An 11,841-nucleotide genomic window follows, 5' to 3' on the forward strand; every position below is an offset into this window, starting at 1 on the left:
CTGCAACGAGGTCCAGAAGGTCCTCGACGCTTCGGGCAGCAAGATGGTCAAGAAGCTCGACGTGGGCATCTCCGAGACCTCGCTCTCGGCGCAGATCCTGGCGATGCGTTCGGCCAACCCCGAGCACATCGTGCACTACGTGATCAACCCGGCGACCATGGCGAAGTTCATGGTCGAGGCGGCCCAGCAGGGCTACTACCCGAGCAAGGGCATCTCCGGTAACCACCTGGCGGCGGAGATCCTCGGTTCGCTGTTCGGCAAGCACCCGGTCAACCGCTACTGGACGAACACGACCTACAAGCTGTGGGGCGCGGAGTTCATGGCGACCATGAACAAGTACGCCCGTGGCAACAAGGGTCTGAACCACCACATCGTCCAGGCGTCCTACGTCGGGTCGCTGATCTTCGAGCGCGCCGCGAAGGCGGTCGGCCCGAACCTGACCCGCGAGCGTCTGATGGCGCAGCTCGGTAACGGCGACATCTACTCCGCCGACGCCTCGCTCGACCAGCGGTTCACGTGGACCAAGGCCGAGCGCGGTGGCGACAGTTCGAACCAGACCTGGAACGCCGAACACGGCCAGGGTCGCGAGTTCATGTACAAGTACACCTCCACGAACACCGTCTCGGACCCGAACGGCACGCCGTCGGGCTTCCAGCCGGACCCGAACCAGTTCGTGATCTACACGGGTAAGTGATGGTCGGTCAGTAACTCAGCACCACCTGGGGCGGGCGCCGAACGGCGTCCGCCCCGGTTCTTTGTTCGGGGGTCCGTCGGCGCCGGGTGGGCCTCGTCGGCACAGGCCTCCCGCTCGCTGGCGCTCGCTTCTCGCGCGTCGCTTCGCGCTCGCTTCTCGCGCGTCGCTTCGCGCCGCGCGGGTCGGCTTAAGGCCTCCTCGGCCCACCCGGCGCCGACGGACCGCGGCCAAGGACGGGAGCTCTGGCCTTCCAGCGCGAGCCCCGGGGGCGGAGTTCCTGCCCTTGGGGTCAGGCGGGGGTGCCGGCGAAGCGCGTCGGCACGGCGACCGTGGCGGCCGGGGAGTCGGGGGCGCGGCGACGGGCCCGGACCGGGTCCGGCCGGCAGGACTGGTAGGCCGCGGCGAGCATCGCGTGGTCGCGGGCGATGACCGAGCGGGCCATCACACGGGCCGCGAGGGCCGGGATCTCGATGGCGTCCAGCAGCCGCTTGCGGGCCAGCTCGTCAGTGAAGACGATCGTGTCGGCGAGCGCGCACTGCACGAGGACGGCCCAGGTGTGCAGGTCGTCGTGGGCGGGCGGCACGAATCCGCGGCCGAGGACGGCATCGGCGAGGATGTCGAGCAGGTCCGAGTGCGGGGCGCGGGCGGCGCTCGCGGGGCCGGGGTGCAGACCGAACTCAGCGGTCCACGCCACCTGCGGGTGCCGGACCTTGTACCAGGCAGCCAGCAGCGACTGAGCGTTGCCGCCCGGCCCGCTGTAGAGGCGCGCGTAGCGGCCCTTCTGGGCGTCCTGCGACGTCAGGAAGGCCATGCCGTCCTGGACAACGGTCAGGGTCTCCTCGCGGCTGCGCACGGCCGGGTCGAGCCCGATGCGGTGCACCGTGTCGACCAGTTGCGCGGGCGGCGCGGGCGCCTCGGTTCCGTCGACCTGGACCAGGTCCACCAGCACGCCCAGGCCGCTCAGGCGGTTCCAGGGCTCGGAGTCGAGATCGGGGGCGAGCACGGCGAGATCGCGCGCGACGCCGGCGTTGAGCCGGTCGTAGGGGATGCTCACCAGCCCGCGGCGGCGAATGTCGGCCAGCACGCCGGCGTGCCGGGACGGGTTGGCGCGCAGGAAGTCGTTGACCGCGCCCGTCTCCGAACCCGTCCGGTACTCGACCACCCGGTGCTGCCACTTGGTGGCCGGGCGCAGGTCCTCGATGCGCTCGATGACGTCCAGGCGCTGGGTGACGCTGAAGTCGTAGGACGGATCCTTGCGCGAGTTCGAGCCGGGCACGACGCGCCGGTAGTAGACCGCGTTGGCCTCGATCGGGCACAGCCGGACCTTGAACGGGAACGCGATGAAGAACTTCAAGTAGAAAGCGATGTCCTCGCCGCTGCGCAGATCCGGGTCGAAGCCGATGTAGCGGGCCGGGCCGGTGGGCAGCAACTTGCCGACGCTGTAGGAGAGAACGACCATGACGTCGCCGGGGGAGAGCGTGCGGCCCGCGTGCGGCAGCTGGACGGCGATGCGGTTGGCGAAGTCCGGCGGCGAGTCGGCGTCGACCACATCCGCGAGGTGCGCGACGGCGACGGTGTCGCGTCCGCTGGAGGCGAGCAGGCCGGCCAGGTAACCGACCGAGACGGTGTCGTCGTCGTCGACGAAGGTGACGTAGTCGCCACGGGCGATCGCCATGCCGGCGTTGCGGGCGCGGCCCAGGCCCGGGGTCGCACAGCTCAGGCGGCGCACGACCAGATCGGGGTACTCGAGGCAGACCTCGTCGAGGACCTTGAAGGAGTGGTCGGCGGGGCCGTTCTGCACCACCACGACCTCGAAACGGTCCCGCGGGAGGGTCTGCCGGGCGAGCGACCGAACCGCAGCACCGATGGTGGCCGCCCCGTTGTGGGTCGCCATCACCACGCTTACGGACGGTAGGCGCTTGGCGGACAAATCGACCCTTTCGCGGCGGGGTCGACCGCGGGGGTCGACCTTCCTGACATTCACCGTTTCGTTATGTCGGAGGAGCCACTGGCGTACCATGATCGCTGGTCAGATGCGCCGTAGGCCGGGCAGAGTCTACCCTGAATCGGCCCTTTAGCATCAGGAGCGGACTGTGCGTGTGCGCACACGGTTAGGTGACTCTGCGTGACTGCGGCCTCCGATCACTCTCTGCATACCCCGGCAGACCTGCCGGCACGCGCTTTATTGATCGCGCCTACCGCCGAAAGGGCCGCCACGCTGGGCATGGCCTTCGACGAGGTCACCATCGTGATCCCGGAGGAACTCGCCGACGTACTGGCGGTTACCGGCCCGGATGCGCCGTGCGTGGCGATTACCGGGGTGCCCACCCGCGGTGACCGACTCGCCGGGGTGATCCGGCAGGTGCTCGCGGCGGCCCCGGAGGGTGTTCAGGTCCTCATCGACGTGCGTGACCCGGGCGGGGCGGACCTCGCGGAGAACGGGACCGCGGCGCTGCGCGGGTTGGTGCCGGTGGACCGGGTGGACCTGTGGGGCGTGCCCTGCCTGCGGCTGCGCCGCGGCGCCCATCCCGACCGGGCGCCGAACCTGGAGTCGTGGCGCGAGGCGCTGTGGGACCGTCCCCCCACCCCGTTCGACCCCAGCGAGGCCGCCCGCCGGCAGTCCGCCGAGGTCCAGGTCGGGCCGCTACGGGACCGCGTCGCCGAACTCGAGCGCGAGGTCGAGAAGCTGCGGGAGAACCTCTCCACGACCCGTCACCAGCTCGGCGGAGCCCGGGCGGCCGAACGGCTGGCCCGCGACGCCGTCGCGCGACTGCAGACCAGCAAGCTCGCCAAGACGGTGCTTTGGGCCGAATCGGTGATCCGTCGCGGCACCGGTGGCGCGACTCCGCTCGGCCGAATGCTGCGCACGCTCGGCGTCGCGCTGATCGGCGGCGGGATCCTCGCGGCCGGCGCGGTGGTGATGGGGGAGCTCACCGACACGGGTTATATCGGTGCGGCGGTCACCGCTGCGCTCGGGCTCCTCGCGGTCCAGCTGGTCTATCTGTGGCAGTCGCAGACGCGGATGTCACGCCGGATCGACCGTTCGGCCAAGCGGATGGTCGAGGGCGTCACGACCGACGAGAACACGCTGCGCCGGCACGCCCGGCTCGAGGACACCCTCGCCGCCCAGCAGGCGCGGCTGAAGGAGATCGAGCACGATCTGGCGATCATCGCGGCCTCGACGGTCGATGTGGCGCAGTCTGTTGCCCGTCTGCACACCGACGGACCGCCGGTCGCTTGAGCGCGCCGCGCTTCCTTCGGTGTCGGTAGCCGGTCAAGATCGTCCTTGGCTGGTGTTCCATCTGACGAAGGGCCGGGGATGAATCGGCGTAAGCGCGCGCGGCTGTGGACAGCGGTCGGGATGGCCGCGCTGACGGCCCTGGCGGCCTGCGGGGGTGGCGGGGACTCCGGAGACTCAGGAGACGACAAGGCCGCGCGGCCGACGCCCACACCCGTGGTGCAGCCCTCCGACGTGCCCACGGCCGGAGCCGGCGAGGGCGGCGACGCGGACTCGCCCTTCACCAGTGGGGCGACGCCGAAGTCGGTGGCCGAGGGCTACGCGCTGGCGTGGGCGGACGAGTTCCTCGGCGAGGCCCTCGGCCCGGACTGGGCGGTCCGGCGCGTCATTGCCCCGAACCGGGCATGCTCGCCGCCGGATGAGGGGCAGACGACGGTCAGCGGCGGTTTCGTGCGTCTGGCGGTCACGCGCGATCCGGCGAAGGTGCCGAACGTGACGAAAGCGTGCCCGGACGGGCAGTACCTCAACGCCATGATCGGCACCGACAACACGAAGTCGTTCACGTACGGGATCTTCGCCGCGCGGATCAAGTTCCACGCCGAGCAGGGCGCGCACGGCTCGTTCTGGATGCAGCCGCACCCCAAGGGCGGCGCCGACCCGACCGATGCGAAGGACACCGGCGTTGAGATCGATGTCAGTGAGTACTTCGGCGAAGGTTTCGACAAGAGCTCGCTCACGAGTTTCATCCACTTCCGCCCACTCGGACAGAAACAGATCCGCAGTGGTGGATACGTGAAGAACATGGACGAGGTGTTCGGGGATGAGCTGCCCTCGGACGACTACCACGTGTACTCCGTCCAGTGGACCCCACAGGAGTACATCTTCCGCATCGACGGGAAGGAAACCTTCCGAACCTCGCAGGCAGTCTCCGGGGTGCCGCAGTATTTCATCCTCAGCTTGCTCAGTTCGGACTACGAGATCCCGAAAATCACCGATGATGTTCTTCCGTTGACAATGAGTGTGGACTGGGTGCGCGCATGGCAGAAATGAAGACGCGGGCTGCGGCGGCGTTGACCGCCCTCGGCCTGGCGTGTGGGGGGATGGCCTTCACCGACGGCTCCGCAGGAGCCGTCTCGACGGCGCCGGGGGCTGCATCGTCGGAAGACGGTGCCGTCACGACCAGCTCGTTCAAGCTGGTCTTCTCGGACAACTTCAATGGCAACAAGCTCAGCAAGGCCTGGAGCTTCCGCAACGCGCAGGCGCCGCAACGCGTCTGTTCGAAGCCGGATGCCCGCATGGCGTCGGTCAAGAACGGCAAGCTCCTGCTGCGCGTGCAGCGCGACGCCTCCCGCAAGCCGAACGTCACGAACCGGTGCCCGAACGGGCAGTACCTGAACGGCATGATCGGCACGCCGAACACGACGTTCTCCTACGGCAGGTTCTCGGCGCGGATCAAGTTCCATCAGCCCAAGGGCGCGCACGGTGCGTTCTGGCTGCAGTCGCCGAGTACCGAGGTCGACACCATCGAGTACTTCGGCAGGGCCGGCAACAAGACCGGCGGGCTGCGCAGCTACGTGCACCGCCCGAAAGTCGTGAATGGGCAGACCAAGTTCGTGACCAGCGGTGGGCCGCTCAAGGCGTCGAAGGTCCGGTCGATCATCGGCAACCACCGGATCTCCGACGGCTTCCACACCTTCACCGTGGTGTGGACCCCGACGTCGTACGTCTTCAGCATCGACGGCAAGCAGACGCTGAAGGTCACCGACGCCGTCTCCAGCTCGCCGGTGAATCTGGTGCTCAGCCTGCTCAGCTCGGACTACGAACTCCCGGCGCTGAAGAGCGCCAAGCTGCCCGCGACCATGCAGGTGGACTGGGTCAAGGTCTGGCGGCGTCGGTAGTCCTTCGGGACCGCCCTACCATGAGCGGCCATGACCTGGCTGCTGACCGGTGGGGCGGGCTACATCGGGGCCCACGTGCTCCGGGCCCTGCGCGCCGACGGGGTGGACGTCGTCGTCTGTGACGACCTCTCCACCGGGATCCGCGGGCGGGTCCCGGCCGACGTCCCTTTTATCGAAGCCAATGTCGGCGACGTCGACCGGATACTCGTCGCGCTCCGGGAGCACCGGGTCTCCGGCGTGCTGCACCTGGCCGCGCGCAAGGCGGTCCCGGAGTCGGTCGACGATCCCGCGCTGTACTACCGGGAGAATGTCGTCGGGTTCGAGCGCCTGCTGGCCGCGATGCGCGCCGCCGGCGTGGCCGCCATTGTGCATTCCTCGAGTGCCGCGGTGATCGGCAGCCCGGTGCAGGAGCAGGTTGACGAGGACTCGCCGACGGATCCGCAGAACCCCTACGGACGGACCAAGCTCATCTGTGAGTGGATGCTGGAGGACCTTGCTGCGGCGGGCGAGCTGAGCTTCGTCAACCTGCGTTACTTCAACGTCGCCGGCGCCGGTGCGCCCGAGTTGGGCGATGTCGGAGTGTTCAACCTCGTTCCGCTGATCTTCCGAGCCCTGGACAACGGCATTGCCCCCGAGGTGTTCGGGGACGACTACCCGACGCGGGACGGTTCGTGCATCCGCGACTTCGTCCATGTGAGCGACGTGTCCCTGGCCCACCTAGCCGCGGTGAGGCAGTTGGATGGGCGGACGGGGCGCGTCGCGCGGACCTACAACGTCGGCCGGGGCGAGGGGGTGAGCGTGAAGGAGGTCATGGCCGCCGTCGCTGCCGTCACAGGTCGGGATTTCAGCTACGCGGTCGGCCCGCGGCGCTCAGGAGACCCCGCGCAGGTGGTCGGCGTGGTGGACCGGATCGCCGACGAACTCGGTTGGCGGGCCCGCGCGGACCTCACCGACATGGTGCGCAGCGCGTGGCAGGCGTGGCAGCACCGGGCGACCGTGGGGGACCGGTCGTGACGGGGTCCTCCTCCAGCGCGCGCCAGGTGGCGGGCAAGGTGCGGCGACTGGTGCGGCGCAACGTCGCCCGCCGGGTCGAGCCGCGACGACAGACGCAATCCGGTGTCGGGTCCGGTCGGACCCACCGCATCGTGCTCGTCGCCGTCACACCGGCCGAGGCCAACGCCTTTCTGCGCGCGGGGCGGGTTCGCCCCACCGGACCCATGCCCACGGTGATCGCCGCCAGGGACCTGAAGGAGAAGGACCAGCGGGTCGAGAGCGGGGAAATCACCGTGGTCGCCCGGTCCCTGGCCGACCTTCGGCAGGTCATGCCCTGGTTGATACGCGCGGGGCGTAGCGCGCACGTGACGCTGGGCGTGGTCGAGACCACCCGGCCCCGCCTGCTGCGCGCCCCCACCGTGGTGACGGGCACCGAGGTGACGCGGGTAGAGCGTCACCAGGTGGCGGGCAGCGGCGTCGCACTCTCGGTGCGCCTGGCCGGGCCCGTGCCGGTACGCGACGTGCTGCGCACCGTGCTCCAGGAACCCCGGCCGGCCGGGCGGGCCGCACCGTCCGCGGGTCTGCGGTTGGGCGTCACCGCCTACGACGCTCTGGCGTTCGCGGCAGGCGACCCGACCGCGCACTTTGTCGGGCCGAAGACGACGGTGGCGCGCGAGGTCGAGCACGAGGTGATCGACTTCCTGGTCGGGCCGGTGGTGCATCCCCAACCCGACCCGCGGATCGTGCACCTGTCAGTGTCCGAGCGGCTGTGGTTGCCTCCGGTCGACACTTCCGTCCTCTCCCCGGTCGGGTTCCGCCGGGAGGCCGCCGGCGTCGGCGCCGTGCGCATCTCGGCGGGGGAGGCCCCCACGCTCTCGGTGTCCGGGCCCGACGGTGCACTGTCCGGCGCCAGGGACGCGCGCTCCGGGCTGACGGAGAATCAGATCGAGAGCCTTCGCGGATGGGCCGGCGTCGAGGTGACGGGCGACGCGGATGCCGCGCTGCTGGGCCGGGCGCTGAGCCAGCTCGCCTGCGCCGGAGTTCCGGTGCGACCGCTACCTCTGACCCCCGAGCTTGCGGGTGCGCTCGGCGAGGATCTCGCCGCGCGGTTCGCGGTGGACTGGGACCCGGCCGACCCGACGGACCGGGAATCGTGGTCCGTGGCGACCCGGCGGCTGGCGCTGCGCCGTTTCGCCCCGGAGGCCTACTGGGGCGACCTGGCCCGCCGCCACGCACGGCCCAGCGTGGCCCCGCCGTCGATCAGCGTCCTGGTCCCGACCCGCCGGGCGGACTTCCTCCCCTTTGTGCTGGCCCAGATAGAGCGGCAGGACTATCCGGACTTCGAGACCGTCCTGGTCCTGCACGGCCTCGCGGCTGACGATCCGTCAGTGCAGAAGGCAATAGCCGGATTCAGCCGACCCCTGGTCCTTGTCGAGGTTCCCGCGGCGACCGTGTTCGGTGCGGCGCTGAATGCGGGCGTGGCGAGGTGTTCGGGCCAGCTGCTCACCAAGATGGACGACGACGACTGGTACGGCCCGCACCACTTGACCGACCTCGTGCTGGCCAGGGCGTACTCGGGCGCGACCGCCGTCGGCCTGACGGGGTATCACGTCTATCTCCACGGGTCGGATACCACGATCCGCTGGACCGCCCCGCCCACCGAGGCGCCCGCCGGCTGGCTGGCCGGCGGCACGATGCTGCTCGGGCTGGAGGACGTGCGCGGGCTCGGTGGCTGGCGCGCGACCCCGAGCGCGGTCGACTGGCATCTGCTCGCTTCGGTGCGGACGGCCGGCGGGTGGCTCTACGCCACACATGATCTGGGCTTCCTGTACTACCGCGGGCACGACCACACCTGGTCCCCGGCGGGCGACCGGGGCGATGCAGTCTGGCTGGAGCGCGACCCGGCGCCGCGGGCGGGGTTCCACCCGCCGCCGCAGCTCGACCCGTTGACTCATCCGCGGGTCGGCTGAGGGCGCTGCTCATCGGGCCCGCAGCTCCAGCGCGGCGTCCAACAGCACCCGGGCGCGGGCGTCGAAGGAGTGCCCGGCATGGACCCGGGCCGCGACCGCACGCCGTTCGGCGTCGTCCCCGAACGCGGCCAGGTCGGCGGCCAGGCGTTGAATGTCCTCCGGGCCGCGCGCCACCTGGACCGAGCGACCGAACACCCCGGCCAGGGCGTCGAGCCCGGTGACGTCGTCGGTGATAACCCGAGCGCCCGCAGCCGCAGCGTCGAACAGGCGGTTCGACACGAAGCCGCCGGTGCGCATGGCGGCCCAGTGGTCGTTGAGCACGATCCCGGCGCCTCGGTAGGCCACGCCAAGGGCGTCGTTGTCGAGGTAGTCCCCGGCGATCTGCGACGCGGGGAGGTGGCCGTCCCAGCCGGTGCCGTAGGCGGTCACCGTCAGACCGGCCTCGGTCGCCTGGCGGACGATGTCGCGTCCGCCCTCGCGTGCGCTGCCCACGAACAGCACCGGGTGCCCGGAATCGGGGGCCGCGCGATCCGGGTGGAACAGCGCGGCGTCGGTGGCCTGCAGCAGCGGGTCGATCCGGAGGTGCCACTCCCGGGAGCGCTGCTCGGCCCAGGCGGGCCCCGCGGCGAAGACCCGGTCGTACGCGGCCGCCTCGTTCGCGGTCAGGAGTTCGGGGTGCGAGATCAGCCAGGCCAGGTTGATTGCGCCCGGCGTCGGGGTGTGGGGGCTGAGGCCGCGGACCACGAGCGTCACGTCGTCGAATTGGCCGGTGGGCCGGTCGAAGGCCTCGCGGTGATCGATAGCGACAGCCTGGCCCAGGCGACGCAGCGCCTCGGCCAGCCGGCGGCAGAAGTGGGTGTCGCCCCACTGCTCGCCCCGGCTCAGCGCGGTGGCCGGGTTCTTCACCGCCCATCGCAGGCAGGGCACCCCCTGACGAACCGCCACGGGCAGCCGTCGGAGCTCCGGCGTGCCATCCGCATCGTGGCCGGTGACCGCGAACCCGGCGCGGCGCCACAGCTCGACGTCGTCGCCGGGCCCTTCGGGCCAGTGGGCGGTGAAGCGCGCACGCTCCTGGGGACTGGGTGAAGCCGGGTTCCGCACCACGACCGAGGACTGCAGGCTGGTCCGGAAGTGGCCGGAACGGGTGGCGGCCAGCAGCAGCGAGAAGTCGGCCCAACCCAGCGCGTCCCCGGTCTCCGGGCGTGGACCGCCCAGTGCGGCCAGGTCCGCGGTGCGGAAGGCCACCGCGGGGCCGTGGACGGCGCTGAGCGGGTGCTCTGCGAGGAACGCCGCGTCGGCCGGCGGAAAGCCCGCCAGGAACGGCTGGGGCGCGTCTCCGGGCGGAAAGGCGGAGCCGGCCGAGACCAGCGTGCCGTCCAGGGCCCGCAGCACCGGTGCGGTGCCGAGGACCGCCGGATCATCGAGGGTTCTGAGCAGCGGCGGGAGCCACCCCGGCTGCGGCTCCACCCCGGGGCTCAGCGCGACCACGACCTCCGCAGTGGCTTGTTCCAGAGCCCTGGCGAGCGCGCCCCGGCTGTCCAGCCGCGCGGGCAAGGTGAGCAGCTCCAGTTCCGGGAGTCGCGCCCAGAGGGCGTTGACCTCCGCGATGGTCGCGGGCGGAGACCCGTTCGCCACCACCAGAATCCCGACCGGCTGCTCCGGATCGCGCGTGTCGGCGAGCCGGTTGAGGGTGCGGACGGTCGCCCGGGCCTCCTTGTGCATCACGAGAACGACGCAGGCGGGTGCGCGGTCGCCCGCGGGTTCCGCCGGTCTCTCCCGCCGGAGCAGCCGGCCCACGCTTCTGGCCACGTGCCCCTCCGATCGGTGATCCGGTACGCCCTAGAATTTCAGTCCTGTCGGCCATGGCCGAACGACGCGGCCCGGCTGCGTCGGTGAAGCGGCGACCGACCCTGAGGAGCAGCGATGCCTGGCCGATCCGCCGTCCCGCCGCGCCCGGGCCTGGTCTCTATTGTGACGGTCTCTCAGGGCGGCGCCGACGAGGCGGCCGCTCACGTTCGAGGGCTCGACGGGCTGAACTGGCCGGTCGAGCGCCGCGAGGTGATCTGCGTCCGGCCGATCGGCGAGGGCGTCACGATGACGGCTGGTGGGGAGAACCCAGGAGCCAAGATCGTCGAGTCCCCGGCCGATGCGGGTGCGGCCGGGGCAGGCAACGTCGGAGCGGCCCACGCGAGCGGCGAGCACCTGGCCCTGATCGTCGATGCCATCCCTGACCCTGACTGGCTGGTCGCCGCGGTGGAAGCGTTGGACGGCGATCCGTCGATCGCCTGCGTGGCCAGCACGGTGCTCGATCCGGGCGGCGCGGTCGAGTACGCGGGCGCGGCCATGACGTGGTTCGGGGAGGGGTACGTGCCCGAGGGAGAGTGCGCCGACGCTGCGCCGGTGGACGTGCTCTACGCCTCGGTGGCGGCGCTGGTGATCCGTGCCGACGCCTTTGCCGACGTCGGTGGGTACGACGACGCGCTCGGGAGCGGTGCCGCGCTCGACCTGGGCTGGCGCTTGAATCTTCTGGGCCACCGTGTCCGCTGGGTCCCGGGCTCGCGGGTGACGCGTGCGCATTCCCAGTCCGTGGCGGACAGCACGCGGGGCGCTCTGTTCGCGCTGTACAAGAACCTCGACGACGCCTCGGTCGCGCGGGTGCTCGCGCCGGCGCTGGCGTTGGCAGTGCGCCGGGCGTCCGTGGACGGCACCCCTGCGCAGGCCCTGTCCGCGATCGACGACCTGGTTGAACAGTTGCCCTCCCTGACCGAGCGCCGCGCGGCCGTACAACGCCGGCGCACCCGTTCCGACGCCGACCTTGCTCCGCTGTTCGGGCCGGTGGTGGCCGCGCCGGCGGGCGGTGGGCGCTATGCCACGGGCTACACCGCGCTCGTCGAGGCGTTCGGCGTCGCGGAGGCCTACGCCGGCGCTGTCTCGGTTCCCGCTCCCGTCGCTGCGGCGGACTCCGCGCTGGAGCAGTGCCGGGACGCCGCGGCTGAGCGGGCCCGGCGGATCACCGAGCTCACGGTCGCTGTGCAGGCGACCGAGGGG

8 protein-coding genes and 1 pseudogene are annotated in these 11,841 nt (G+C 71.2%); 7 read left to right on the plus strand and 2 right to left on the minus strand.

Annotated features, from left to right (window positions below; genetic code table 11):
* Positions 1-694, plus strand: a 694-nt coding sequence (locus H0X00_RS15545) for an ABC transporter substrate-binding protein (protein WP_293772623.1), incomplete at its 5' end; no start/stop codon positions are given.
* A gap of 289 nt (positions 695-983) precedes the next feature.
* Here the strand turns inward: H0X00_RS15545 and H0X00_RS15550 are convergent.
* Positions 984-2,594 (minus strand): glycosyltransferase family A protein, encoded by a 1,611-nt coding sequence (locus H0X00_RS15550; RefSeq protein WP_293772625.1) that lies wholly within the window; start codon positions 2,592-2,594, stop codon positions 984-986.
* 324 nt (positions 2,595-2,918) lie between these two features.
* On the opposite strand from H0X00_RS15550, the gene H0X00_RS15555 reads away from it, so the two are divergent.
* The 5 genes from H0X00_RS15555 (at position 2,919) to H0X00_RS15575 (ending at position 8,793) form a co-directional block, all read left to right on the plus strand.
* A complete protein-coding gene (locus H0X00_RS15555) occupies positions 2,919-3,935 on the plus strand; it encodes a hypothetical protein (RefSeq protein ID WP_293772626.1) in 1,017 nt (338 codons plus the stop codon).
* A 120-nt stretch (positions 3,936-4,055) separates the two neighbouring features.
* Entirely contained in the window at positions 4,056-4,982 is a 927-nt protein-coding gene (locus tag H0X00_RS15560; RefSeq protein ID WP_293772628.1) for a glycoside hydrolase family 16 protein, read from the plus strand.
* Positions 4,970-5,830 carry a glycoside hydrolase family 16 protein gene (locus H0X00_RS15565; protein ID WP_293772629.1) on the plus strand — a complete coding sequence of 287 codons (861 nt, stop codon included), beginning with the start codon at positions 4,970-4,972 and terminating at the stop codon, positions 5,828-5,830. The genes H0X00_RS15560 and H0X00_RS15565 overlap by 13 nt, the downstream gene beginning before the upstream one ends.
* Positions 5,831-5,860: 30 nt before the next feature.
* Positions 5,861-6,844 carry a UDP-glucose 4-epimerase GalE gene (gene galE / locus H0X00_RS15570; RefSeq protein ID WP_293772630.1) on the plus strand — a complete coding sequence of 328 codons (984 nt, stop codon included), beginning with the start codon at positions 5,861-5,863 and terminating at the stop codon, positions 6,842-6,844.
* Complete coding sequence (locus H0X00_RS15575) at positions 6,841-8,793, plus strand: glycosyltransferase family A protein (protein WP_293772632.1); 1,953 nt, start codon at positions 6,841-6,843, stop codon at positions 8,791-8,793. The genes galE and H0X00_RS15575 overlap by 4 nt, the downstream gene beginning before the upstream one ends.
* 9 nt (positions 8,794-8,802) lie before the next feature.
* Here H0X00_RS15575 and H0X00_RS15580 read toward each other — a convergent pair whose 3' ends face one another.
* On the minus strand, positions 8,803-10,602 hold the full coding sequence (locus tag H0X00_RS15580) for a glycosyltransferase (protein ID WP_293772634.1): 1,800 nt from the start codon (positions 10,600-10,602) through the stop codon (positions 8,803-8,805).
* Positions 10,603-10,716: 114 nt separating this feature from the next.
* Here H0X00_RS15580 and H0X00_RS15585 point away from each other — a divergent pair.
* A pseudogene (locus H0X00_RS15585) lies at positions 10,717-11,841 on the plus strand (hypothetical protein); the annotation flags it as partial.

This window comes from Sporichthya sp., from assembly GCF_013815995.1.
Lineage (GTDB): Bacteria > Actinomycetota > Actinomycetes > Sporichthyales > Sporichthyaceae > Sporichthya.